General features: G+C 60.8%; 15 protein-coding genes and 2 pseudogenes. 7 read left to right on the plus strand and 10 right to left on the minus strand.

Going from position 1 to position 26,135, the window contains the following annotated elements:
* Positions 1 to 291: 291 nt before the first annotated feature.
* The 4 genes from BKK80_RS22170 (at position 292) to BKK80_RS22180 (ending at position 11,543) form a co-directional block, all read left to right on the plus strand.
* The gene (locus BKK80_RS22170; protein ID WP_071071300.1) at positions 292 to 7,425 is read left to right on the plus strand and encodes a beta strand repeat-containing protein; all 7,134 of its coding nucleotides are present in this window, start codon (positions 292 to 294) and stop codon (positions 7,423 to 7,425) included.
* Positions 7,426 to 8,579: 1,154 nt separating this feature from the next.
* Positions 8,580 to 9,614, plus strand: a complete 1,035-nt coding sequence (locus BKK80_RS36575) for a trypsin-like serine peptidase (RefSeq protein WP_157903302.1) — start codon at positions 8,580 to 8,582, stop codon at positions 9,612 to 9,614.
* On the plus strand, positions 9,615 to 10,610 hold the full coding sequence (locus BKK80_RS36580) for a hypothetical protein (RefSeq protein WP_157903303.1): 996 nt from the start codon (positions 9,615 to 9,617) through the stop codon (positions 10,608 to 10,610). It begins immediately after the preceding gene.
* 321 nt (positions 10,611 to 10,931) lie between these two features.
* Positions 10,932 to 11,543 carry a uracil-DNA glycosylase gene (locus BKK80_RS22180; protein WP_236903918.1) on the plus strand — a complete coding sequence of 204 codons (612 nt, stop codon included), beginning with the start codon at positions 10,932 to 10,934 and terminating at the stop codon, positions 11,541 to 11,543.
* Between the two features lies 1 nt (position 11,544).
* Here the strand turns inward: BKK80_RS22180 and BKK80_RS35750 are convergent, their stop codons facing one another.
* A complete protein-coding gene (locus tag BKK80_RS35750) occupies positions 11,545 to 12,453 on the minus strand; it encodes a hypothetical protein (protein WP_162287353.1) in 909 nt (302 codons plus the stop codon).
* A gap of 503 nt (positions 12,454 to 12,956) precedes the next feature.
* Between BKK80_RS35750 and BKK80_RS22190 the strand changes: the two genes are divergently transcribed.
* Entirely contained in the window at positions 12,957 to 15,716 is a 2,760-nt protein-coding gene (locus BKK80_RS22190) for an ATP-dependent helicase (protein WP_071071308.1), read from the plus strand.
* Positions 15,717 to 15,905: 189 nt separating this feature from the next.
* Here the strand turns inward: BKK80_RS22190 and BKK80_RS36585 are convergent, their stop codons facing one another.
* The 4 genes from BKK80_RS36585 to BKK80_RS36590 form a co-directional block, all read right to left on the minus strand.
* Positions 15,906 to 16,778 (minus strand): GIY-YIG nuclease family protein, encoded by an 873-nt coding sequence (locus BKK80_RS36585; RefSeq protein ID WP_157903304.1) that lies wholly within the window; start codon positions 16,776 to 16,778, stop codon positions 15,906 to 15,908.
* 340 nt (positions 16,779 to 17,118) lie between these two features.
* Positions 17,119 to 18,000, minus strand: coding sequence for an SIR2 family protein (locus BKK80_RS22200; protein WP_157903305.1), 882 nt, complete (start codon positions 17,998 to 18,000; stop codon positions 17,119 to 17,121).
* Between the two features lie 5 nt (positions 18,001 to 18,005).
* Positions 18,006 to 19,097, minus strand: a complete 1,092-nt coding sequence (locus BKK80_RS22205) for a ParA family protein (RefSeq protein ID WP_071071313.1) — start codon at positions 19,095 to 19,097, stop codon at positions 18,006 to 18,008.
* 187 nt (positions 19,098 to 19,284) lie between these two features.
* The gene (locus tag BKK80_RS36590; RefSeq protein WP_157903306.1) at positions 19,285 to 21,699 is read right to left on the minus strand and encodes a P-loop domain-containing protein; all 2,415 of its coding nucleotides are present in this window, start codon (positions 21,697 to 21,699) and stop codon (positions 19,285 to 19,287) included.
* A 987-nt stretch (positions 21,700 to 22,686) separates the two neighbouring features.
* On the opposite strand from BKK80_RS36590, the gene BKK80_RS36595 reads away from it, so the two are divergent.
* Both BKK80_RS36595 and BKK80_RS22210 read left to right on the plus strand, forming a co-directional pair.
* A complete protein-coding gene (locus BKK80_RS36595; RefSeq protein WP_157903307.1) occupies positions 22,687 to 22,863 on the plus strand; it encodes a hypothetical protein in 177 nt (58 codons plus the stop codon).
* A gap of 34 nt (positions 22,864 to 22,897) precedes the next feature.
* The gene (locus BKK80_RS22210; protein WP_071071315.1) at positions 22,898 to 23,272 is read left to right on the plus strand and encodes a DUF1484 family protein; all 375 of its coding nucleotides are present in this window, start codon (positions 22,898 to 22,900) and stop codon (positions 23,270 to 23,272) included.
* Positions 23,273 to 23,345: 73 nt separating this feature from the next.
* On the opposite strand, the gene BKK80_RS22215 is transcribed toward BKK80_RS22210, so the two are convergent.
* The 5 genes and pseudogenes from BKK80_RS22215 to BKK80_RS22230 form a co-directional block, all read right to left on the minus strand.
* Positions 23,346 to 23,759: a cupin domain-containing protein gene (locus tag BKK80_RS22215; RefSeq protein ID WP_084545696.1), complete on the minus strand. Its 414-nt coding sequence runs from the start codon at positions 23,757 to 23,759 to the stop codon at positions 23,346 to 23,348.
* Between the two features lie 80 nt (positions 23,760 to 23,839).
* Positions 23,840 to 24,004: pseudogene (locus tag BKK80_RS35760) on the minus strand (helix-turn-helix domain-containing protein); the annotation flags it as partial.
* Positions 24,003 to 24,695, minus strand: a pseudogene (locus BKK80_RS22220) (IS256 family transposase); the annotation flags it as partial. The pseudogenes BKK80_RS22220 and BKK80_RS35760, both read right to left, overlap by 2 nt.
* Positions 24,661 to 24,873 carry a hypothetical protein gene (locus BKK80_RS22225; RefSeq protein ID WP_071071317.1) on the minus strand — a complete coding sequence of 71 codons (213 nt, stop codon included), beginning with the start codon at positions 24,871 to 24,873 and terminating at the stop codon, positions 24,661 to 24,663. The gene BKK80_RS22225 and the pseudogene BKK80_RS22220, both read right to left, overlap by 35 nt.
* Positions 24,861 to 26,069 (minus strand): MFS transporter, encoded by a 1,209-nt coding sequence (locus tag BKK80_RS22230; protein ID WP_071071319.1) that lies wholly within the window; start codon positions 26,067 to 26,069, stop codon positions 24,861 to 24,863. Before BKK80_RS22230 ends, BKK80_RS22225 begins: the two co-directional genes overlap by 13 nt.
* Positions 26,070 to 26,135 lie beyond the last annotated feature (66 nt).

The following is a 26,135-nucleotide window of genomic DNA, read 5'->3' on the forward strand; positions in this document are numbered from 1 at the left end:
TCCGTCAATATCGGCCCGGCTCGGCGGGCCCGCCCCGTGTCCTGCCGGGCGGCCTTGCGTGGCGCGGTTCCGCGCCGGGTTCGCCGTCCGTCAAGCACCCCCTGCGCGCGCCCAAAAAAGTTTGTCCTGAGCAAACTCCGCATGCAGTTGCGCAAAGACGCGCGCTTTCCGGCGGGATGGCCGCTTCATAGCATTGGCACCTCATTCCGACTTTACCGAGCTCCGTCAATGAAACGGCCATCTTTGAATCACGTATTTCGTTTGGTTTGGAACGCTGCCTCGAGCAGCTGGGTGGCCGTTGCGGAAACGGCCCGGGGACGCGGCAAGCCTGGGCGTTCGCGCTCGGCGCGCCTCGGCACGCTCGCCGCGATCGCGCTGACGTCGGCCGGCGGGGCGCACGCTGTCACGCAGAGCATCGTGGACGGCAATGGCGCCGGCGGCTGGATGGTCGGCGTGGCCGGCCAGGCGGCCCCGGCGGTCACCAGCAACGCCATCTTCACCAACTTCGTGACGCAGGGCGGCGCCGGCAGCGGCGGCGGCGGCGGCCTGGGTGGCGTGTTCTTCGTCAACAGCGGCGCCAACCTGACCCTCAACAACGTGAGCTTCGTGCAGAACGTTGCCCGGGGCGGCGACGGCGGCAGCACGCCGGACGTCAGCATCAGCGCGCAGACGATCGCGCTGTCGGACAAGAGCGCCTCCGTGTCGTCGGTGACCGCGTTCCAGCTGACCCCGACGCTGGTGAACAACAACGGCACCATCATGGTGACGGGCGCGACCATGAGCGCGGCCAACCCGCTGGTCCAGGCCGGCGAGGTGGTCAGCGTCGGCGGCACCGGGTCCAACACCACCACCATCTCCAGCGTCAGCGGCAACGCCGTCACCTTCGCGCAGCCCGTCGCCGTCGACAGCCAGTCGATCAAGTCGCTGACCAGCGCACAGCTGGCCGCGGGCACCAACGTCATCAGTTCGGCCAACTTCGGCGCACTGGCCATCTCGGATGTCGCGGTCGGCATGTCGGTGCTGGGCACCGGCATCCCCGCCGGCACGACCATCACCAACGTGACGCGCGACCAGAACAACGCCGTCACCGGCATCACGCTGAGCAACGCCGTCACCGTCAGCGGCAGCCAGTCGCTCAGCCTGGTCAACGTCACGCAGTTCTCCGCCTCGCAGTTCGCCGTTTCCGGCGGCGGGCAGGTCCTGACCCTGCCGGCGACCGGCCTGGGCCTGTCGGTCGGCATGACGCTCACCGGCGACGGCATCCCGGCCGGGACCAAGATCGTCGCCATCAACGGCAACCAGGTCACGCTGTCGCAGGCGATCTCCTCGTCGGCCCTGCAGTTCTCGGCCAGCCTGCCGGCGACCACGGTCGGCCAGTCGACCATCCAGCTGACGGCGGTGGACAGCCACCTGAAGGTCGGCTCGGTGGTGACGGGCACGGGCATTCCGCCCAATACCACCGTGGTCGCCATCGACCCGGCGTCGGGCGTGGTGACGCTGAGCAATGCGCTCACCGGCAACCCGACCGCGCTGATCGTCCAGAGCATCACCGCGCAAGGCGCGCGCAGCCTCACGCTGACCAGCACGTCGGGCCTTCAGGTCGGCATGCAGGTGAGCGGCTCGGGCATCCCCGACGGCACCACCATCACCAGCATCAGCGGCAATGTGGTCACCCTCAGCAATAACCTGACCCCGGGCGCGACCGTCACCGGCTTCCTCGCCAGCTCGCCCTACAGCGTGGGCGGCTCGCTCAACAATATCGCTGCCACCGGTACCGTGGGCGCCAACGGCGGCAACGGCGTGTCCGGCCCGCAGGCCATCGTCTACGTGACCGATGGCGAAGGGCGCAGCGGCACCAACGGCGGTTCCGGCAAGAGCGGCAACGGCGCGGCGGGCGGCAAGGGCGGCAATGCGGGTTCCGGCAGCAACGGCATCCCCTTCAACTACGAGATGACCGAGGCCGTCATCAGCGCCACCGTCGACGCCGTCACCAATACCTCGGAGGCAGCGGCGGCGCTCGCCACCTTCCCGCCCGCGGCAGCCTTGTCCGCGGCGCACGTCGCGGCAGCGGCCAAGTCCTATGTCGATCTCGGCGTCGCCATCGCCAACCTGGCGCAATGGGGCGTCGACCTCGCCAACGGCACCGCCGGGCGTGGCGGCGACGGCGGCACCGGTGGCGGCGGCGGCAACGGGTCCACCTTCTACGGCGGCGGCGCCGGCGGTGCCGGCGGCAATGGCGGCACCGGCGCGCTCAGCATCACCGACGGCGGCAATGGCGGTGACGGCGGCGCCGGTGGCGCCGGTGGCTTCGGTGCCGGCGGCGGCTCGGGCGGCGCAGCCGGGCTGGGCGGCGGCACCGGGAACGCGGCCGACGGCAGCGCCGGCGCCGGCGGCAAGGCCGGCTTCGGCGGCGGCGTGGGCAGCGACGGCGACGGCACCGGCGGCGGTGGCGGTTCGGGCTACGGCGGCGCCATCTTCGTGCGCTCGGGCGGCAGCCTGACGCTGACGGGCAACGTGCTGTTCCGCGACAACACCGTGCTCGCCGGCTCCAGCAACAACGGCGGGCAGGCCGGCCAGGCCGCGGGCTCGGACATCTTCATGATGAAGGGCTCCAATGTGCTGCTGGCGCCCGGCGTCGGCAATACCATCCGCATCGAGGGCCAGATCGCCGACGACAGCTCGGCCAGCATCGGCAGCGGCGGCTATGCCCCCGGCGCTGGCGCCGACCTGCAGATCGGCGGCGGCGGCCTGGTGCAGCTGGTCGGCAACAACACCTACTCCGGCAAGACCATCCTGACGGGCGGCACGCTGCAGGCAGACCTGGGCGTGGGCATCAACGCGGCCAGCAGCGTCGTCTTCAACGGCGCCGGCAACCTGGCGTCCGGCCTCACCACCAGCAACGCCGGCACCCTGCTGCTGAGCTCGGACGTGACCCAGCGCGCCGGCTCGGCCGTGCCCGGACAGTTCATCTGGAATGGTGCCGGCGGCTTCGCAGCCGGCACTTCCGCCGGCATCACGGTGGCGCTCGGCCTGACGCCGTCCGGCACGAGCCAGACCCTGCAATGGGGCAGCTCCTATCTGTCGGCAAACTCGACGCTGGTGTTCGGCTCGGAATACAGCCAGGGCGCGGTGCGCTTCCAGAACAACATCGACCTGGCCGGCAACCAGGGCAATGTCGCCGTCTACGGCCAGTACCTCGGCAGCCAGGGCAATATCGCCCCCGATGCGCGCTACACCGCCTACCTGTCCGGCAACATCGCCAACGGCGGCCTGAACGTCGGCGCCGCCGGCTACAACGGCACGCTCTACCTGACCGGCCAGAACCAGCTTAGCGCCTTCGTCCTGAACGGCGGCCTGGTCTCGACCATCGATGACCACGCCAATCTCGGCCACCTGATGCAGTCCGCAGGCGGCAGCGTCACCATCAACGGCGGCACCCTGGTCCTCGGCGGCGCCGAAACGATGACCACCGTCGACGTCAAGGCCGGCGGCCAGATGGTGGCCGGCGGCGCGCTGACGGCGGGCGATGTCAGCAACCGCGGCGTGATCTCGCTGGTCGACGGCGGCACCATGCAAAGCGTGACCAACAATGCCGGCGCGACCTTCGCCACGGCCGGCGCGCTGGCGGTGACCGGGGCAGTGGCCAACAACGCCACCGCCACCGTGGTGCAATCGGGCGACCTAACCGCGGCCAGCGTGGTGAACAACGGCAACTGGACGGTCAGCGGCGCGCAGGCCATCCACACCCCGACCCTGACCGGCAACGGCAGCTTCGCCATGGCCAACGCGGCCGACACGGCCACCATCGACCAGAGCGGCAATTCCACCTTCGCCGGCACCTTCACCGGCAACGGCGCCTTCGCCAAGGACGGCGCCGGCACCCTGACGCTGACCGGAGCCAGCACCAACCTGGGCGGCACCCTGGTGAACGCCGGCACGCTGGACACCACCGGCGGCGGCACCCTGGCCGACACCGGGGCGGTGACGATCGCCAGCGGCGCCACCTTCACGGCGGGCACGGCCGATGTCATCGGCGCGGTGACCAACCACGGCACCTTCAACGTCAATGCGGTGCAGGCCGTGGCGTCGGTGGCCAACGACGGCACCACCAACCTGAACGCCGACCTGGCGAGCGCGGGCGCGGTGACCAACAACGGCACCGTCAATGTCTCCGGCGACCGCTCCGTGGCGACGACCGGCCTGGCCGGCAGCGCCTCGGGCGTGATCAACCTGGCGCAGGCCACCGACGTGCTGCACCTGACCCAGAGCGGGGCCAGCACCTATGCGGGCACCCTCGCCGGCAACGGCGGGCTGGAAAAGCTCGGCGCGGGAACGTTGACGCTGACCGGCGCCAATACCTACACCGGCGGCACCCTGGTGAGCGCGGGCACGCTCGACACCACCGGCGGCGGCACCCTGGCCGACACCGGCGCGGTAACGATCGCCAGCGGCGCCACCTTCACGGCGGGCACGGCCGATACCATCGGCGCGGTGAACAACTACGGCACCTTCCATATCAATGCGGCACAGACCGCGGCAGCCGTAGCGAACAACAGCGGAGCAGCGGTTACGCAATCGAGCGGCTTGAGCGCGGGCAGCGTGGTGAACAACGGCAACTGGACGGTCAGCGGTGCGCAGGCCATCCACACCCCGACCCTGATCGGCAACGGCAGCTTCGCCATGGCCAACGCGGCCGACACGGTCACCATCGACCAGAGCGGCAGCTCCCTCTTCGCCGGCACCTTCACCGGCAACGGCGCCTTCGCCAAGAACGGCGCCGGCACGCTGATGCTGACGGGAGCCAGCACCAACCTGGGTGGCACCCTGGTGAACGCAGGGACGCTGGACACCACCGGCGGCGGCACCCTGGCCGATACCGGCGCGGTGAAGATCGCCAGCGGCGCCACCTTCACGGCAGGCACGGCCGATACCATCGGCGCGGTGACCAACAGCGGCACCTTCAACGTCAATGCGGTACAAACCGTAGCGTCGGTGACGAACAACGGCACCACCAACCTGAATGCCAACCTGGCGAGCACCGGCACGGTGACCAACAACGGCACCGTCAACGTGGCTGGCGATCGCACCGTCGCCACGGCCGGTCTGGCCGGCAACGCCTCGGGTGTCGTCAACGTGCAGTCGGGCAGCGTGCTGCACCTGGCGCAGTCGGGTGACTCCCGCTACGCGGGCGCCATCGTCGGCGCCGGCTCCGTGGTGAAGGAAGGCACCGGCACGCTCACGCTGACCCGTGCGGCGGGCAGCCCGGCCGGCGCCGTCAACCTCGGCGGCACCCTGGTCATCAACCAAGGCACGGTCGCGCTCGATGGCGACTCCATCCTCAGCCAGACGATGAACGTGGCCGTCAACAGCAAGCAGGGCACGGTCGGCACCCTGAAGCTGGTCAGCGGGAACGAGAGCATCAACGCGCTGAGCGGCGCCGGCAACATCGACCTGGGCTCGAACCGCCTGACCGTCCAGCAAGGCGGCGACTTCTCCGGCACGGTGACCGGCTCCGGCATCTTCGACGTGCGCGGCGGCAGCTTCAACGTCAGCAACACGCTGGCGTCGACCGATACCAACAGCGCCTTCACGCTGGGCAGCAGCACCGGCACCGTCTCCGCGACGGTCACCTCGGGCAGCACGCTGTCCTTCCCGCTGATCCAGCTGAACCAGGGCGCCATGCTGTCGGTGGCCTCCGGCGGCACCGCCAAGGCAAGCACCATCGCGCTCAACTCGAACGCGCTGCTCACGGTGAACACGCAAGCCAACGTCAGCGCCGGCACCGTCAACGTCAACGACAGTGCCAAGCTGGACGTGCAAGGCTCGCTGGCCGCCAATACCATCTCCGTGGTCTCGAACAACGCGGACGCGGTCCCGACGCTGCACCTCGGCAATGCCACCGACCACTCGGTCCTGGGCACGGTCACCGCCTCCAACACGGAAATCATCGGCGGCGTCCTGTCCGGCAACGGCTCGCTGTCGGGCAACGTGACGATGGGCGCCAACGCGCTGCTGTCCCCGGGTAACTCCCCCGGCCGCCTGCAGGTGGAGAACCTGACCCTGGGCAGCGGTTCCACCAGCAAGATGGAAATCGCCAACGCCGCCTTCAACCGGGTGGCCGGCACGGACTTCGACCAGGTCAAGGTGACCGGCGCGCTCAAGATCCAGAACGGCACCACGCTCAACATCGCCAACTACAACGGCGGCGCGGATGTCGCGTTCGGTGAAGTGATCCCGCTGTTCTCCTACACCCCGGGGCAGCTGACCGGCGCCTTCTCCACCGTGCAGAAGAACTACGGGCAAGAAGCCCTGTTCAGCCTGGGCACCGGCAGCGTGATCGGCCTGGGCAGCGGCGGCTACAGCGGCTTCTACCAAGCCGTGGTGAAGAACGGCAACGAGAACGCCATCCTGAGCGGACTGCAGGTCAACTCGGCCGGCAACGTCAAGCAGTTCAACGGCGGCAGCCTGCTCGACCGCCTGGTCACCACGCTCGCGGCCGGCGGCAGCACCGAGACCGTGTTCGCCAAGTTCTCGCCCGAGGCCTACACCAGCCTGACCGAGCAAGGCAAGCAAGCCCTGTTCTTCTCGCCCGGCACGGACATCGCCGGCGATATCGGCAGGACGCAGCAAGGCGTCGACGCCAGCGTGTTCGGCGGCCGCCGCAATGCCGACAACGGCGGCTATGCCTCCTATGCGCTGAAGACCGACGGCCTGCAAGGCAGCTACACCGGCGTGGTGAAGAGCACGGTATGGAAGGCCAATGTGGTGGTCAACGACGTCTCCACCAGCAGCAACTACCTGAACGGCCGGTCCAACGGCGTCACCGGCTCACTGTCGGCCGCCACCGAACTGCCCGGCGGGCTGGGACTGCACGCACTGGCCCGCGCCGCGTTCAGCTACTACCGCAGCGACATGAACCGCCAGACCGGCAACGGATCCGCCAAGGCCGACGGCGTCTCGTCCGACGCCTGGCTGGGCGCCATCGGCCTGGCCCACGTGTACAACGGCAGCAAGCTGCGCCTGCAGACCACGCTGGAAGTCGCCCCGTACTCGGTGCGCACCAGCGGCTTCACCGAAGTCAACGCCGCCTCGCCGTCCGACGCGCTGTCCGTGCAGCAGATGAAGCAAAGCGGCACCGCCTTCGTACTGGGCGTGGGCCTGAGCGGCAACCTGACCGACCGCTTCGGCTTCGACACCGGCGTCAAGGTCATCCGCGACAGCCGCCGCGACCATTCGGTGATGGCCAGCGTCGCCACGGAAAACGCCAGCTTCTCGGTGCGCAACCCGGGCTTCGGGCAGACGCAGTTCAGCGTGAAGGGTGCGCTGAACTACCGCCTGGCCAGCGATATGCAGGTGGGGCTGGGGGTCTACTACTTTGGTGGCAGCGACGTGCAAGGGAAGTTGTCGTTTGATAAGCGGTTCTGATCGCCTCGGCATCCAGTTGCCGTCGTTGTCCGGGAGGATGGAGGGCGGCCAGTGCTTGAAGGTTGCACTGGCTGTCCGTCGTCCGCCTGGCGTGGGGACCGGGGCGCTGATGAGGCGGTTCGGATCGACGGTAAGTGGACTGTTGCGATAGTGTGCCCCCGCCTTTGGCGGGGGTATTTTTTTGCCAATCTTTGGGGGGATCGATCGTCGCAGAACGACCTACAAGGGGCGTTCGCGTTGACGCAAGGAGACTTTAAATAGTCGAGCGCACGACCTTAGAAGCGTCAACAACATAATCAATCGGCGACGCCCTTCGACAGCGCCAGATGACAGCAAGGAATGCGATGGCTACAAGGGGGAGAGATCGACGGTTCCGAAAAGGACGCCGCCCCCAAGCCCAACAACAGACAGTGGGTTTCAGGTACGGAAGCTATACCGTGACGAATATGCTGCAGCAAAGAGGACTCAAGGCGATTCCTGCTCTGGCGATGGCCAATGCTATGTCGCTTCCGTGGCTGACGAGTCGGGAAGATCAGAGCAAAAAATGGGGGCTGGGCTCTATCTATCCTACAGATGTGGGATGGCACCCCCCTATCTGAGCGACTAGTGTAGTTACTTTGCAGGCCACCCACCACGTGGAGGTTCAGATGCGGCGGTGCGCAACCATCCTGCTGACGGCATGCGCCCTGACGCCTGGTGCCAGAGGCCAAGATGTTCCGTGTCCTGACGTAGCGTCGGCGCCCGACGAAATCGCGTTCAACGTACGCAAGGGAGTCCCTCCTTCGGTTGCATCTAAGCCAGCGCCTCATCTGGGCGCAACCGGGACTCTTTCCCCCCTTGCGGCGACGGTCGGTACATCCACCGCTGCAGCCTTCTTTGGTTCAAGCGTGTTAGGGCGCGGTAACTCCACACTGAGTGCGAGCTCATTGGATGACTTCCACCCTAGCGCTGGCGACATCCCCCATTTGGGTATTTCCAGTCCTGGTCACGATCAGGCGAAAACCCTCCTTGAACAGCTTCGTCGTCAACAGCTGCCGCCAATCTATGGTGGCATCACCCCTAGTCCACCTATCTTCGGACAGTGGGAGCCGTCTGGCCCTCACATTGCTGTCTCCGCCGGACCGACAATCCCCAAACGCTGGAGCGGCACCGAGATGACTATCGAAAAACCGGGGCAAGAGGGGGAGCTACAGAGGGTCCTAGGGCCGGAGCCCATTTCCACGGCTCAGAAAAAGAATTTGGAAGCGTTGGCGAGCAATCCCGAATGTCCGCTGCTCACCTTGTCGACGATGAACAGTAAGCGTCAAGCCTTGGGGGACTCCTACCCTACCTACAAAGACCAGACTGAACTCCAGAAGGATAGTCGCCTATACCTAGCCGACCGGGGTGCCTACGTTGCGCGTGGATCGAGAAACAGCGCAATGTTCGACGATTACTTTGCCGCTACTCAGGCGGCACTCTCTAAATGCCTGCTTCCTGCTACGGAGAGTCGCGCTTATAGCGAACTGGAGATACCTAAGCGGCTCGGGTTCATCTCACTGAACTCAACGACCGTCTGCGAAGCGTGGCTTCTATCGCGCGACTTCATCTTGACAGCCCGTCACTGCTGGGCAGAGGACGGCCCGAGGCAAGACTTCCAGGCAGGGATGGGCTACTTCCGCCCGTCGGGTACAACGAAGCGTTATCAGATCTGTGGCGCCCAGACCCAGAATCGGAAGTTGAGCGACAAGACGCTAGCCGAGGAGCAGCTTGTACTCCGAATAGCACCGGTTGAATACTCGGTCAGAGCCATCTCAGTCGCTGCTCCTGCGGAGGTCAAGTCGTGGAAAGACTTGAATGGCTCTAAGACTCCTGATTCGATCGTGCTTTTCTCCTGGCTCGACGAATCCGCAAAATACGACGCCTCTTACCCGAATGATCTGTTCCTACCCCGTAAGTCTTGCTACGTGGTGAACTATGGTACCGACGGGTGCTTTTCGCACTTCTGTCCAACGTTCGGCGGAACGAGTGGCGCCCCTATCTTCGCCAAGACTGCCGGCACTTGGAAGCTCCTCGGCGTCCATATCGGAGCGGCGCAAGCGACGGGCTCACCGCCTCCCTATCCTGCGTGCAAGGACGCCTCACCCAACGTCAATGGGGGGCTAGTGGCCAATGGAGATCTCATCAAGAAATTCTCACCTAAGGAGTGAATGATGGTTCTGAGTCGTCGCACCGTTCTGGGTCTACTCGGTGTGTTGTGCTTCGCCTCCACTGCACACGCGCGAGATCCTCAAGTACGAGTTGGCTTGTCAGCAGTCTGCCCGTCGCAATTCACCGGTGGTACAGCACAGGGCGAAAGTGTCTTCCTCGCGGCCGGTGTCGCCATAGCTACCTCTGCGGCCGCGAATATTGCGGGTCATCTCGTCGACAAAGCAGCTACCTATCTGACAGCAGAAGATGCCATCAAGGCGACTGATGTGATGCCGGTCAGCGCGCTTCTCACGTCCAGTACAGGCTCGGGTGATAAGAAGGTCTTTATCGCCTCCCCGGCGAAATGTGTTTGGGTAGCAGTCGCTGACGAATTCAGCGAGCCGGGCATCGACGGGGGAGGTGCAAGCATAAAGGGCTCAACGTGGGCTGAACCCACGTCTGATCAAGCTCGTGCGATCGTTCCGTTTCCAATCGCATCAAACGCTCCGGCCATGATGCTCGGCATGGTGGGAGCCAAGTCTCCCTTGCGCTTCTACTTTGAAGGTAAGTGGGTATCGCACGACAAGGAGCCCCTTTGGCGCCTTGCGCCGCAACTCGCGTGGTATCCGCGTTTCATCGCGCAAAACAATATCTTCAAGAGCCAACACGATCTGGCCATGACGCTGACATTGACGGAGCCGGGTAAGGACACCGCTATCGCGTCGTTTCCGCTCGTCCAGAACGCCATCGAAGAAGGCGACCTGACGACAGAACGAGTTCGGTCGATCCGATACCCGTGGGTTCCCATCCCCAAGCCAGCGACCATACCTGCCGACGGGGGGGCGTTCTATCCAGTCAACCTCACGGTGAACTTCATCGAAACTCGTAAGCCAAATGCGTTCGCAAACGCTTTAGGTAAGGCTCTTGCGGACAACAAGAGTTCGGTGACAGGTGCCGTCAGTAGCGAGACGAACAAAGCGCTTGGGGGAGGCTCTAGTAGCGCTGGGAACAAGTAGCGACGGAAGATAAAACGTCCCGTGCAATGCGTGCGAATAGGTAAGTTGCACCAACGAGCAAGGCTCTTGCTGCATGCATGGGACTAGTTCTCCAATTACTGGCTCTGCTTCGTCCCAGAGGTCATATGGACCGCTTCTGGCCGGCCTCGGCCGACTGCTCTACCGGCAAGCCCGGCGGCCTCTACGTGGAACTGCCGTGGCCAGAGCGTACGTGCTGTGCATACCCGAATCGACCGAGGGCCCTGCTGCCTGATGACTCTCACACCCGACGACGCCCCTCGTACACTGCGACACCCGGAGGCTATCGCCAGCCGCCGCGCCATGCTCGCGGAGCCCCATATCGCTCCCTTGGCGTTGTACGTTCAGGGGCTGCGGGCAAAGCACCCGACCTGGGAGTTCCAGGACTTCGACCCGCTCGACGGGGGCATCCACGCGGACATGCTGTTCCTGCTCGAAAAGCCGGGTCCTATGACCTCGCCCAACGGCAAGAAGCGAGGTTCGGGGTTCATCTCGCGGAACAATGATGATCCGACGGCCGAGGCCGTGTTCGACTTCATGAAGGAGGCGGGCATCCCCCGGAAGCGGGCGGTGCTCTGGAACGTCATCCCGGGGTGGAATGAGACGATCAAGTTCAACGGAGCGGAGGTCCGTCGAGGGATCGAGGAACTGCGCGACCTGCTCCCGTTGCTCCCCAAGGTGCGGACCGTCGTGTTGGTCGGTGGGCAGGCGAGGCGTGCGCTTCCGCTGTTGCGGACGGTGCGCCCGGACCTGCGGATCTGTACGTCGGCGCATCCGGGGCGCCAGGTCCTTCGGTTCAACCCTGATCAATGGCACGCCATCCCGGAGCAGTGGAAGGACGCGGGGTTGGTACAGGAGGAAGCTTGGGCCGAACCGGCAGGCGGCAATGGACAGCCCAACGCCTCCGGCGTGTAACTCACGCGGCGCCCTGTTCGTCCCGATAGCGCGCTCGCGCCATCTGTACCACGGCTGCGATGGGGCGCACGGGGTCCGCAACCCACTGCGCCGGCGTGAGGTCTTGCAGGGCGTCTTGCGGGCGGTGCATGAAGCTGTGGATGACCCAGCAACTGGCACCGGCTTCCACGAAAGGCCCCAATGCTGCCGCGAGTCGGTTGCCATCGACAGTCAATTGCCACGACGGGTAGCGGAACCCGCGCTCGCGTCCGGGCAGGACCAACGCGTACACGCGGCCGGCCTGGCGGTCGAGGTTCAGCATGCGGTCGGAGCGGCCGGCCAGTGCGGCGGCTTCCTTCAGTGGCAGATTGGTCGGGCTCTCCCACTCCCGGATGGCTGCGAGCCGCCCGCGTTCTCGGGCGGAATCCAGCGGGTGAGCCAGATCGGATGGCTTGCTAACCGGCAGAGGGGTTGAGTAGCTGCCGGTCTCTCCTCCCGGTATCCCGGCGGCAGCGGCAAGGTCTGCCACGGCGCGGACGGCGGCTGCGTTCAGGTGGCCTGTGTTGGCGAGGATGCGCACCATCTTGCCGAGCAGTTCGTCGAATTCGCGTTCACTGTTTGCGAGCGGGGCGGTGCTGGCGAACGGCTCGTGCGCGTGGAGGATGGTGGTGCGAGGTGGTTCGTCGTAGGTCGGGTGGAGCTCGGATGAAGCTGCTTCGAACGGCGAATCTTCCTCTTCGAATGGGGGCTGCCCCTTGTTCGCCGTGGGCGAAGCTGCGACATCTGCTTGGTGCGTAAGGCGCGCGCCCGAGCGTGTGTCGCGCGGGCTTGGCGCTGAGGCGGGTAGGGCGCTCGGCGTGAGGTGCTTGAGGCTCTTCCGAGAGGGGCGTTTTGCGCTGGTCATGAGATCATGGTAGTTCATGAACTTCATGACTTCAAAGCTAAAGGGCATTCCTTTTTGGATGACTGGCTGCTCAGTACTCGTTCTGGTTGGTTGTCCCGAGCGGATGCTGGAGGCGGTCGAATAGCCAAATTGGCCGATGTCCAGCTGTTTGTTTGTCAGAGGCGGCGACCGACTTCGACCAAGTGCAGCCATACAGCCGCGCTACTGAGTTGTAATTTGAACTGCTGGTCCACCCCGAAACTCGCGACACGGCCTACGCGTGGAACTCGGCCGAAGCGGACGTTTAGGGGTTAAGCCATATCGGTCAGCAACGGGTGGGATACTTGCCGTTCCCATCCGATTGGGCATGCAATGGTTGATATGCTTAACAGATTGCGGAAGTACTTCCGGCTAGGGGCGCGCAAAAACTGCCGGCAGCGTGGGAAGTCCTACAAGCTGTTCGCGCGACTCAGGTAAGGGGTACACCACCCCCGATAGCGGCTTTCGAGCACCCACGAAAAAGCATGTTAGCAACCTGATAGGGGACGTGAATGAATCGGAACACCTACACAACCGCACAGCTAGCTGCAATTGATCACCTGGCGGGCAATCTCCAGCTGATTGCCTGCGCCGGATCCGGCAAAACCGAGGTGGTGGCACAGCGCGTGGTGAGTCTTCTCCGACCGGCGGCAGAAGGCGGTGGCGGCTGCAGGCCTGAAAACATTATCGCCTTCACCTTCACCGACAAGGCGGCCGCCGAGCTCAAGGAACGTATCCACCAGCGCTGTGCCGAGGCGTTTGATAGCCTTACTGGGCTGGCCGACATGTACGTGGGAACGATTCATGGCTTCTGCCTTGAGCTGCTGAAGTCCGAAGTGCCCGAGTACATGAAGTACGAGGTGCTCAACGAAGTGCAACAGACACTGTTTGTCGATCGCCATTCCCGGGCCTCGGGGCTGACGCAAAGCTCTACCCTTACGGGCATCGCACTCAAGCGCTATACCGACACCCGGCACTACGTGTCCTCCCTTTCCATCCTGCGCGAGGACAAGGCGGTCGATCCGACCAAGCTTCAGGGGAACACGGTGGTGAAGGGGCTCGGGACCTACGAGCAACTGCTGCACAACAAGGGTTACTTCGACTACTCGAGCATCCTCAGGGAGGCGGTCAATGAGTTGGGTAGCAATGGCGGGTTGCGTCAGCGCCTCGCGGATCGCGTCCAGCATGTAATCGTGGACGAATATCAGGACGTCAATCCGATCCAGGAGGCCGTGGTGAGCACGCTGCACACGCTTGGTGCCGATGTCTGTGTGGTGGGGGATGACGACCAGACGATCTACCAGTGGCGCGGCAGCGACGTACGCAACATCCTCGGTTTTGAGAATCGCTATAAGGACGTGACGCAGGTCAAGCTGGAAAAGAACTTCCGTTCAAGTGAAGGCGTTGTGGCAGTTGCACGCGATTTCATTCGGCAATTATTGCGACGTCTGCCGAAGGAGATGAAGCCGACAGCGGCGCAAGACTATGAAGCGGGGGATATTGTTGCGCTCGGCTTCGACTCGCCGGAGGACGAGGCCCGCTACATCGCCGAAACCTGCAAGACGCTGCATGGCTTGGCAATTCGCGAGGGCGATGAGACGCGCGGCATTTCCTGGTCGGACATGGCGATCCTGCTGCGATCGGTGCGACGTGACGGCGGCGCCCTTATGGCGGCGCTGGATGCGGCGGGCGTGCCCTACGTAATCACCGGCATGGACAACCTCTTCGCCAAGCCGGAGGCGGAGGCGGCGCGGCAGTTGTTCTATTTCCTCGCCGGGGAGATCGACGACAAAGCCCTGCGAACCAGCTGGCAGGCGGCCGATCTCGGGATTGCGAAGAAAGCCCTCGATCAGGCGGTCCAGGCCGCCGCGCAGGCCAGGAAGGACATGCAGGACGCCCAAATCGGACAGTTCAAGGTCTACAACCTACAGCGCCAGTACATGGCTTTTCTCGAGAGTGCCGGCATCAGAGAGGAGAGGGTGCCCAACGGTCGGGGCGAGGTGGTGTTCTACAACCTTGGCAAGTTCAGCCAAGTGATCTCGGATTTCGAAAGTATCCATTTCCACTCGAACCCGGTCGAGAAGTATCAGAGCTTTGCCGGCTTCCTGCGCCACCATGCCGAGAATGCCTACCCTGAGGGCTGGCAAGACAACGCCTTCGTCAGTCCCGACGCAGTCCGCATCATGACCGTGCACCAGGCCAAGGGGCTGCAATGGCCAGTGGTATTCATCCCGCAACTGGTGAGGAACCGATTCCCGGCCAAGGGCGGCGGCGGACGGACTGCCTGGCACCTGCTGCCAGACGCCGCCTTCGACAATGCAGTGCGCTACAAGGGAGGCGTCGAGGACGAGCGGCGCCTGTTCTACGTGGCACTGACGCGGGCGCAGAAGTTCCTGCACCTGAGCTGGGCGCCGCATGACGGCAACAAACTCGCGCAGCAACCGTCTGATTTCTTCAACGAAGTGCTGGCCTCGAAATTCGTCAAGCGCCGTGCTCAGGATTACGCCGGCCGCAGGCGACTCGCCGCCCGGCCGAAAGCCTCAGTCGCCAACGTCACGTTATCGTTCTCGGACCTCAAGTATTTCTTCGCTTGTCCCTATCAATTCAAGCTGCGCATTCTCTACGGCTTCAACGCGCCGCTGGATGAGGCGCTGGGTTTCGGCAAGTCGTTGCACGATGCGCTGGCGGAAGTTCATGCCCGAGCACTGCAGGGCGAGCAGATCAAACCCGAGGAAGCTGAAGTCCTCGTCGCGCGGCACCTGCGGGCGCCCTATGCCTACCCGGCCCTACGCGAGAAGCTCGAGGGGGCGGCCAAGCGGATCGTCGAGGGTTACATCAAGAGGAACGCGGCCGAGTTCAAGAACCTAGAGTTCTCCGAGAAAGCGATCGAGATCGCGCTCGGTGATGGCGTATCAGTGGCCGGCCGGATCGACCTCGTGCGCCGGATCGACAACGGCGAGGTGACGATTGTCGATTTGAAATCGAACGACCGCGCCCAGGCCGAGGCGGTCACCGAGACCCAGCTCCATATCTACTCGCTCGGCTACCAGGAGCTCACCGGCCGGCCGGCGGATTACGTCGAGATCTACGAACTCGATGAACAAAAACGGAAGCGTCGCTCGGTGGATGATGAATTCATCGCCGTCGTGAAGCGCGACGTGCGGACGGCAGCAACGGCGCTGCGAAGCAATGCGCTGCCGCCCAAAGCTCACAAGAAGACCTGCGGTCAGTGCGATTATTGCAACCTGTGCTCGGCCGCCATCGTGAAGTGATAACGGAGAATTCCATGAATCTCAAGCAAGCCCTGCTCGCCGCGTTGGATAAGGAACAATTTAAGGCACTCTGCGAGACATTCGAGCTTGAAGCCGATCGCCAATCTTTCTCATAGAGGTGGCCTCACACCGCGCCGTTATTTGCATAGTGACCAACTTTTTCTGGAGCAGCCGACGGGGCTGCTCCAATCACTTGCCGAAGCGCTCCATCTTCACGTTGAGAAGGTCATTTGCGAAGCTCCTGACGAGCAAAGCCTCCAACTCGTTAATCAGCGCATCGTCCACCTTATAAGCGGAAAAATATGTGGCGAGGTGACTCAGATGGCGTCTCGTCAGCCTAACCTGGCGGGCGTATTCATCCGAGGTCTTGAACTCGCCGCGTTCTGGATGCTGAACGCGGTACACGCGTTGGGTCGTGTCGCGGTCCCGATTGAATGCAAGATTCATCTCCTTCCACAGACTCTGGCGTTGCGCCTTGCCTACGTACAAACCACGCCCCCGCGAGTCGTAAAAAATGTAGATTCCGTGACTATTCTCCAAAGCGCTCTTGAGGCCAAGTAGCGCCTTGGTTGTGTTCGGCGCACGCGTTGGAAACAGCTCAGCAGTCCCGTTAGCTGATCTTCGGTAAGCCGAAAGCAGGAAATACTCAACGACCGGCGCAATCGCGCATTCATGCGCCGACTTGACTGCGCGTTGCCTTGCCTTCAGTAGCCCATCGGATAACTTCCTACCTGTTAGACCGTACTTCAACCAGTTGTTTACCGTCCCGGCGGAGATACCGAGTTCGTGACTGAATCGCCCGTTCGTGCCGACGTCGAACTTGTTGCGTAGGCTGGCAATTGCATCTGTCGCTATCTTGATGCGCTCATTCTGCTCACTGGACCGTAACGTTTTTACGATGGCACGCGCTAATTTTTCTTCAGTCAGCCCATTTGATTCCCAATCGCGGAAATTTGCCTGACTAAGACCTAATAGTTTCCCGAGTTCCTGTGTGCTTTGAACGTCAAGTTTGCGCTTGAGCGCGATAATAAGACGCTGTGCGTCTATCGAATTATTCTTCACTTTCTCGATTCTCGTCTGATCTCGGGTTTCTGGTGAATGCGAAGTGCGTCAACCGTCTTGTCATCGGTAAATTCCAGATGAAATTTAGAGAATGCTAAAAAACTTTTTCAATTACCTACTTCCAGCGCGTCCGGGTACGGGTGTTCGGTCAATTCTGATCTGGATCGAACGGCTGGTGAGGTTCGCAATCGAGTCGTTCACTTTTCTGCGCTCGACCAGCGGCTTCGGGGTGATCAGAGACGGTTGCAGGTGCGGCTATGCGACGATGGCCGCTAGCAGCCGGTCAAATGCTGGGGTAGGTACTCTCGGAGTATTGGATAGAGAGGCTGGCGTCGGTCTCTCAATAATCTAGCGCGGCGACGTTTGCTGCAATGATTTCGCGCCTCTTCTCATTTGCTGAGCGCGCGAGTTGGTCGATCAGTACAGGAAGTTTTGTGTGGTTTTCTGAGGCATCATACTTTATCATTGAGAGTTTTCGCAGTTTTTTATTGATTTCAGCAATATTCTCTCGACCACCTTCCGGTGCAAATATATAGTGTGGCCTTGCCCCTGGATAGTTGAGTGCATACATTTCCATTAATGATGATATCGCGGGGTCATCCATGGAAAAGCCAACAAACAAGATCGTGTAGTTGAGAAGAATTGCATCCAAGAATGTTGCGTATCTATTGTTTCCGAATGCAAGTCGAATATACTCGGAGCGCGAGAAGATTAGGCTCGATGTATTGTCAACGGACCCGTGTAACTTAATTAAGTAGGGTGTATCGTGATCTTTTAGGCATCTAAATACACTTTCTTCGATCTGCGAGATGACCTTAAAGCTTCTATTTCCTGTGGGGACGCATTGTGCCCAGGCAGTCTCCAGTAACTTATCGAAATTTGTGGTAATGAGGAGTCGCTGCTTGAGCGATATAAGTGACTTGTGGAGGCGAGATGGTTCGGCGGCTTTGCCATATTCTTCGGTTATCAGTTCTTGCCATTCGTCTTCGTAATCGTCTTGCAGCAACTGACAAGCTAGCAAGTAGTCTTTTGATTTAACTAAATCGATAACCTGGTCTCGCAGATGTTCCTGCCTAGATTTTGCTGCATCCTTTAGAAACTCGGGCCACCCCTTAAAAGCTGGGCTGCCGTCGATTGCCGAACTTGCGGAAACCCCAGCTCCCAAGAACAACACAACTCTTTGCTCGGCCAGATCGCGTAGAAGGTCATTGTTGAATATCACGATTATTAGTCGCCAAGATTTTCCAGATAGCGTAAAGCAATACCTCGATAGAGCTCACGAGCCTGCTTTCTCAATCTCGTGTAACTACCGGTGCCCCTAACGGAAATCATGGGGACGTGCTGAGTTTGTGACATCGGGGCCAAACTTCCAAGATGCCGAATATCCCCGAGGTGCGCGTTCATGTCATTGTTGACGAACATGCTTCCCAAACTATTAGAGACCTTCTCTGGGAAGGTTGCGCCGATACTTTCATATGCCTGTACACGGCGCCTAATTTTTACTTGCTCGCCTGTATCTTCCGATATTTCCTCGTCATATCCCGCCCTTTCTTTATGCTGTTGCGTGACGTAGCCAAGAAAGGCTAGCTTTCCCTTAGGTGACAGTTCGGATATCTCTCCGGGGTCTTCTGCCAAAGAGCAGCCAGTTTCAAGTTCCTTTTGCCATATTGTGACAGTTGTTCCAATATTTCGAATCGCCCAAAGTGAAAACACGTCGATGGACATCGGGACAACAAAGAAATCCATTGCGAGCAATACGGCACGGTTGATAGCACCTAGGGATGGCCCCATATCGAAAAATACGAAATCGTATTTTAGCTCTTTTGCGCGTCTTACTAGTTCTGCAAAAACGAATGTGGTGCGAATTCCGCGCATCCCCCCTCCTTTTGCATCTCGCCAATCGCCTGCTAGTAAATCCTCTTGTAACGCTAGGCGGGGGTCACCGATAATGATGTCAAAGCCAAAGTCCTGGGATTTACGGATCGGAAGATCGCTCTCGTAGCCTTTTCCAAGAGAGAGCGGTCGAATAACGCTATATATAGAATCCGGATTGTCGGATGAATATATTTCGTTGGTAAGATCCTCTGGAAGGACATATTGGGTCAGGTTGCATTGGGGGTCGGCATCCACTACCAACACTTTTGCCTGAAAACTTAATGCGAGTTCTGCTGCAAGATTTGCAACAAGCGTCGTCTTTCCTACTCCCCCTTTATTATTAAAAAAACATGTGGTCTTTGTGCCGACCTTCTTTACGTTGGCGAACAGCGTGAGCTGCTCTTTTGATGGCTTTGGATTGGGACTTACAGATCTTTTCCGCATTGAAAGCTGATGAATGATGCTAAATGGTTGTGCTGTCTAAACATGAAACGCAACTACTGCTGCATTCGAGCGTTCCCAAGCTTTTGGGGGGTGCGAGTTTTAGGTGGAAGATCTAAAAAATAAAACAAAGACTTTCGGATCTGTATTTTATAGCGGCTTGGCGTATAGATGCCTGATTTTAGAGTGATCAAAGCCCCCGCTCAAGGCTATCTGCCTCCGCACGATATTTCCACAGCAAAGGATCATGCTTTGGTTCGCTGGCCCTTGATTCGGCCAATGTTGCCCTGGCTAGCGCCTTGTTGGGCGGAGTGTCACGCATATGAGCGGACGCCATCTGAAGGAGGCACAGGTGTTTGGCTTTTCCAAGCGACATAGCGCGAGCGAGTGATATTAATGCATCTGTCACGTGCCTCTCACGCCCTTCAATGATTCCTCGAGTAAACCAAGCGTCGGCGTCAGATGGGATCAATTGCGTGGCTTTCTTTGCCCAATCTAGTGCTTCGGCTCGTCGTGCTGGATACTTCGCTGAAAGAAAAACGGCGTATCTATCGAAAAGCCATCCGTTATTGTTATCGGCGCCGACGGCCAATTCATAGAAAACCGCGCAATCCTCGTCTCGGCCTTCTCGGTAGGCTGTATATGCTGCACGAGCTAGAGCATGGCGATAGGCGCGATCGATACGGTCCGATATTTTCGCCGCACGACTTCGAAGAAACTCATTATATCGTGTTCGTACTTTATCCACCGAATTTGATGTCGGTACATCTGTGCCATCTACGTTGATTGTGCGACCACCACAGAATTTGAGAAACTCCGGTGAGAAGAGAATTTGCGTGTCGTTCTCGAATGTGGAGATTTGTGCAATCCCTCTACTTTCTTCGAGCGCTTCATATGCGGCGACGACGGCAACGCCAGTTTGTGCGCAGCACAATTTAAGTAGTGTATCATCGTGTATTTCCGACACCCGTGTCATCAGCAATAAAAGGTGCTGCATTGATGTCGAAATGCGCTGCCATGCATCTGCGTATAAAAATTCCCCGAGATCCTGAGAGTGCATCCGCTGAACTCTTTGGAAAGCATTTTCAAGCCCAATGCCATGCTCACCAAGTGCACCGACGAAAACCTCTAAGACGAGTGGCTTATTCCCAAGATTGTTCGAGTATTTTATCAACGTACGATCACCCGCATCGAGAATTGGCCTTCGATTGAGCACGGCGGCGCGCGCTCGAAGAAATTTAACGGAGTCGATTTCACTCAACTTCTTTATCTCTATCTGATGGGCCTCGATGGCTTCCCTTCGTCTCGACGTCAACAAGACACGGCCAACGCGCCGTGATAGTTCGCGCAGCTGACGCGCGAGAATTTTCACTTCCTCCGCATTGGAGGCCATCGTTTCCGTGTTGTCTATAACCAGTAGATGTGTGTCCCTGGTAATGCCCCACTCTGTTACCAGATAATTGGAAAGCTTTTGAATGACCTGTTCTGCATCCTTTGAGAACCAAGTCTTGTCGAGTGGTTGACCATCGAGTGCTCTCGGAATCAGTGTCGCTACATCAGCAATGCCAACTTCACTGAGGCGGATTATCTCAAGTCCATTTATTCCCCACCGAGTTTTCTTTGCTGTGTAGAAGGTAATTACTTCCGGGCGATAATTGGAGCGCAGAGATCCATCCAAGAGTCGATGAACAAACTCCACTGCCAAAGTTGTTTTTCCCATGCCGCCGTCGCCATATAGCATGCACGCGCGGGAATCGGTGTCGTTCGCCCAGTCTGCTAGCTCTTCAAGCTCTCCCTCCCTGCCTGTGAACTCAGCGGTAAGACGTCCTGGGAATAGGATAAAAGGCGACCAGTCGTCAAAGTAAGTCTTTGTTATTTCATATTTTTGTCCGGCGCCGTAACGAATCGAGTCAAACGGGTCATCAATCTCATATGAGATTTCCTGTCTACCAAAGGGGCCTTTTTCTATCTGAGCTACGACCATGCATTTCCCGGTCGCCACTCTCCTGATACTTCGATAGCAAATCAAATGACCAGAATAAGGCCTTAACGTCTTGATCGAGTACGCTGCCCCATCCGGCAGTGTCATGTAGAAAGAATCTCCCGAATCAGCAATGTTCGGTAAGACTGCTGATAAGGCGTCTAAGAGCAATCCAATACAATCACTTTCTGCTTCAGTGTCATTTTCTCCAAGTAGCCCATGTCCTTCGAGACCATCATTTCGGTGACTAACGAAACGGCTTAGGAGCCTCTCGACGGTTCGACTATCTGTTGGTTCAAGAAGGCGCCAGCAAGGTCTCTCGTCACTATGAACTTTCCAAAGAGGTCGACTAATTCCTTGGAAAAGTTCGTTCTCTGCAAGGATGGAAAGATCGCATAGCGTGGAAACTAAGGTGCCATCAGAAGGCGCAAGCAAATTCGCAATAGGTGGCTGCGCTGTACTATTGTCCCCTCTGTTGCGCCGGCCCATTGTAACGATTTCCGCCAGCACAATGCTTGCGTGCTGCAGAATTATACGAAAGAGGCCAACATATGCCATGTGACGTTCGATGACGGATTCCGCTGCGTCAACCTCGGCCCGGATAGCTTGAATTCGCTTCTTCACGTTTATAGATCTCCTTTGAACGTAAAGATGCCAGAGTTACTCTTCTTTTCTGCATCTTTCACAACGGATTTCGTGGATTTGTATCAGGAAATCCTGCTGGCACGCTCTTGACAACGTTTGAATCCTTTCGAACGCGGTCATCGACTGCTTGACGTGTTCATGGAGCTTAACGGACCGATTGCACAGCCATTTAGTCCTGCTAGGATGGTGCTGCACATCAAGTGGAGGTCATTGCCACGCCGATTTTTGGATACCACAGTGCATTCGCCAAGGCGTGAACTCCTTGTGCTGGCGCTTGCGGATCTTCTGCGTGAAGGCCCAACAATGCGAGTCGGTAGCGCCCTACTAGAAGAATGGCGTAGTATCGCAATCTGTTCCATCATCAAGCGACTCTCAATTTCGTGAAGCACATGCGATGACGTTGCATTATTGTTGATACGCATCGCGGTGGCGCACGCAACTCTGGTCGTGTGGGGTGCTTGGATTTGGGATTCCTAGGCTCGCTACCGCGGCAAACATCCGTGTCTGGAGCTCGCTTTCGCTGTAGCGGCACGCCTTTGAATCCTATCGATGGGGAGTCCAAGAATTGGACCCCAAGGAGGAGGGGCTTGACAAGCTGCGGCCATCCTTGCTTAGCCTTAATGGGTGTTCTAGCCGGAGCCAACCAGGGACCGGCTGATGCAGAGTGCATGCGGGCCGCCCGGTCAGAGGGGGCTTGATGTCCGAGAAGGCGGGCTGCCTTCCGGGCCTTCCAGCATCGGCGCCTAGTCGCTTCTTGGAAGAAGTCTATCGCGGGGTAGTTAGCTGCTGGCCATATCTTCTAGACGGCAACGGCCCTCTGCTGCGCATCTGGTTACTGGCTGTCCTGTCCGGCGAAGCTGATAGCAGGCAGCGGAGGTAGCGAGTTGTGGATCAGATTCGCCCGATTGACACCATATGACCCCTCCCCCAGACTCCCCAAGCCACCGCCAACAACGGTGACCGGGCGTGGAAACCCGAGATATCCAGACGGACTGCTACACTCGTAGCGATTTTGTGTCCGACGCGTTCGCGCGCGCCAATTTTTTCTACGGCGGGCCGGACGGGGCAGCCTTCGGGCTGGCCGATATCCTGGATCTCGGTTTCCACCCCCGTCGCGGGCCCGCCACCCTCACGTGGAAATGAGCGGCGGGTCTTTGATTTGATCCAGGAGGCCGCTATGACCAACAGCACGGCTCACTTCGAGCCAGATTCTCGTTCTACCCCACCGGCGCACCAATTCGCCATCACCCGCCAATCCCCCCTCATCGCCGACCTGATCGCGCTGACCTACCCCGCCAACGCCAGCGCCAAGGACAGCCTCCGCGCCCAGGAACTCGCCTACGAGCTCGGCGCACTCAGCAACACCATCCTCGACGTGACCCAGCAGGGCTGCGTGGAGCTTTGGCGCGTCAGCGCCGGCCTCGCGGCGGTGCTGCGCTTGCTGGAGGCCGATGAGGAAGCCGACATGGATACGGTGGGCATCCATTGCCTGCTGGCGCCGCTGAAGGCGCAACTGGATGAGGTGGTCAGCCGCGTGCAAGCGATGATCTGAGCGGCAAGCCGCGAGGGCCGCTTGCGGGCGGCCCTCGTGGGATCTTGGTGGCGGGGCGAGGGCGTCCGGTGTTTCAGATCCAGATGTCGTTGGCTGCTGTGCGCTCGCCGCCTTCGTCACCCGTATTCAGCACGCCGCGCGGTTCGATCAGCAACAGCTTGACCTCGGCCGCGGCGTACGGTTTGTGTTCCACGCCTTTCGGTATCACGGCCATTTCCCCGGCGCGCAGCAGCAGGTTGCGGTCGCGCAGGTCGATGCGCAGTTCGCCTTCCAGCACGATGAAGGTTTCGTCGGTGTCGGCGTGCTGGTGCCAGACGAAGTCGCCTTCGATCTTCACGACCTTGAACTGGTAGTCGTTCATCTCGGCGACTACGCGTGGTTGCCAGTGCCCGTCGATGCGGCGGGCCTTGTCCAGCAGGGGGATGGCGATGCCTTGGCCGCGCGTGGCGGGGGCTTGGGTGCAGGTGTCGATGTTGGTGTCGGACATGGGCTTCTCCTTGGTGGGGGATGGATGAAGCCAAGGCTACGCCGGGGCGCGGCGCCGGTCTTGAACGATCTTGCGTGGGCTCAGCGCCGGCGCGGCGCGCTGGCGATCTGCAGCCAGCGTGCGGGGGTGTGGCCGTAGGTCTTGGTGAAGTGGCGGGTCATGTGGCTCTGGTCGGCGAAGCCGGCGGATGCGGCCGCGTCGGCCAGGCTGAGGCCGTGCAGCATCAGCCGGCGCGCGGTGTCCATTGAACACCTTCATCCAGAACTTGGCGCCTTCGGTGGTCTCGATCCACAGGCCCAGGATGTCGCGCGTGCCGTCTGGCAGTACGCCCAAGGCCAGGTAGACGGCCTTGTTGCGCACCACCCCGTCCTCGCGCATCTTGACACGCAGTGCGTCGAAGAACACCACCGGGTACATCACCTCAAGCGGACGGGCCTGCCAGGCGGTCACCTCGTCCATGACCGCATCGGTCACCGAACTGATGAACTCCGGCGAGACCTCGGTGCCGTACTGTTCGGCCAGAAACGCCTGGATCTCTCGCACGGTCATGCCCCGGGCGTACATGGCGATGGTCTTGTCGTCGAAGTCGGTGAGGCGCCGCTCGTGCTCGGGGATCAGGATCGGGGCAAAGCTGCCGTCCCGATCGCGCGGAATCTCCACCCGCAGCGGGTCATCGTCGGTCAGGACGGTCTTGGCGGTCTTGCCGTTGCGCTGATTGGCCGTGCCGGCCGGGCGCTCAGCGCCCGGCGGATAGCCCAGATGATGGCCAAGTTCGGCGCCCAGAGCTCGCTCGATCAGGGCCTTCTTGAACGCCATCGAGGCATCCTGAACCGCCTCGGCGGTCATCGGGCCCTTTACGAAATGGGCAATCAGGTCCTCGGGAATGCTCGGCAGCTCGCGCTCAGCAGCCTGGTTGGTCTTGGTTTTGCGTGGCATACATGCTCGTTAGCGACATGTTATGCCCTAAACACAAAATTTCTGACATGCCCCCGGCATCGATCATGATCCGGCGAACACAAGCCTTGGAAATCTCAATGCTGTGCCGCTCGCGCAGCGTCTCGGCCTCCAGGGCCGGGCCGAAGTCGGCGTAGCTGTCGCGGGTCAGCCCGCGCACGCGCGACTCTCCACTCGTTTCGGCACGCCCGTCACGATCGTCGCAACCGCGATGGCCAGTACGACGGCGGCCCCGACGAACACACCAGCCGCGCCGTTTGCATCAAACATGACGCCACCTGCCGCTGCGCCGGTCGCGATCGCGAGCTGCACGGCCGCGACGATCAGGCCGCCCGCGCTCTCGGCTTCATCGGGTACGGTGCGCGTGACCCATGTCGACCATGCGACCGGCACGCCGCCGAAAGCCATCCCCCAAAGCGCGACAAGCACCGCATCGATCATCGGCGCGCGGCCGAGCGCTACGAGCCCGATCCCGAGCACGACCATTAGCGCGGGCATTGCGATCAGCATGGGCCGCAGCCGGTGCTCAAGCACGCGGCCGGCGAGCGACGTGCCGACGAAGTTCGCGACGCCGTAGCCGAGCAGGATCGCCGATAGCCCGTTTACGCCAACGCCCGCGACCTGTTCGAGGAACGGCCGCAGGTACGTGAAGAACGCAAAATGTCCCGTGAACACGAGCGTCGTCGCGAACATTCCGAGGCCGACGGTCGGCCGGCGCAGCACGTCGATCAGCGTGCGCAGGCGCGTCGTTCCACTCGGCGGCATCGACGGCAGCGTCGCGACCTGCGACAGAAACGCGACGCCGCCAAGCGTGGCTGCTAACAGGAACACGTTGCGCCAGCCGATCAGGTGGCCGAAGTAGCTGCCGAGCGGGGCTGCTGCGATCGTCGCAACGGCCACGCCGCTGAAGATAATCGACAGTGCGCGCGGCACCATCGCAGCAGGCACGAGCCGCATCGCGGTGGCCGTCGCCATCGTCCAGAAGCCTCCGAGCGCGATGCCAAGCACAATGCGGCCAATCAGAATCGCCATGAGGTTGGTCGCAAACGCAACCGCGAGATTCGACGCGACCAACAGCACCGAAAACGCGAGCAGCACGCTCCGCCGGTCGATCGTACGCGTCACGGCAGCGGTCAGCAGGCTCGCGACGAGCGCGACCATTGCGGTGGCCGTCACCGTCTGTCCGGCGACACCTTCGGTCACACCGAGGCTGCCAGCCATCGGTGTGAGCAGGCTCGCGGGCAGGAATTCGGCCGTGACGAGGCCGAACACGCCAAGCGACATTGCGAAGACCGCACCCCAGGCGGGTTCGCTGGGGGCCGCTAGCGGGGCGGCCTTGGAAATTCCGGGATTCATGCGTCGTTCCGTGAGAGGAAAAATCGGGAAAAGTGCAATGACGGCATATCGTAAGCAGCGATGGCA

Source organism: Cupriavidus malaysiensis (assembly GCF_001854325.1).
GTDB lineage: Bacteria > Pseudomonadota > Gammaproteobacteria > Burkholderiales > Burkholderiaceae > Cupriavidus > Cupriavidus malaysiensis.

Coding starts and splice junctions, on each gene's coding strand:
- BKK80_RS22230 (WP_071071319.1), bottom strand. CDS start 26,069: ATGAATCCCGGAATTTCCAAGGCCGCCCCGCTAGCGGCCCCCAGCGAA.
- BKK80_RS22205 (WP_071071313.1), bottom strand. CDS start 19,097: ATGCGGAAAAGATCTGTAAGTCCCAATCCAAAGCCATCAAAAGAGCAG.
- BKK80_RS35750 (WP_162287353.1), bottom strand. CDS start 12,453: ATGAAGTTCATGAACTACCATGATCTCATGACCAGCGCAAAACGCCCC.
- BKK80_RS22215 (WP_084545696.1), bottom strand. CDS start 23,759: ATGTCCGACACCAACATCGACACCTGCACCCAAGCCCCCGCCACGCGC.
- BKK80_RS36575 (WP_157903302.1), top strand. CDS start 8,580: ATGACTATCGAAAAACCGGGGCAAGAGGGGGAGCTACAGAGGGTCCTA.
- BKK80_RS22190 (WP_071071308.1), top strand. CDS start 12,957: ATGAATCGGAACACCTACACAACCGCACAGCTAGCTGCAATTGATCAC.
- BKK80_RS22180 (WP_236903918.1), top strand. CDS start 10,932: ATGCTCGCGGAGCCCCATATCGCTCCCTTGGCGTTGTACGTTCAGGGG.
- BKK80_RS22210 (WP_071071315.1), top strand. CDS start 22,898: ATGACCAACAGCACGGCTCACTTCGAGCCAGATTCTCGTTCTACCCCA.
- BKK80_RS36580 (WP_157903303.1), top strand. CDS start 9,615: ATGATGGTTCTGAGTCGTCGCACCGTTCTGGGTCTACTCGGTGTGTTG.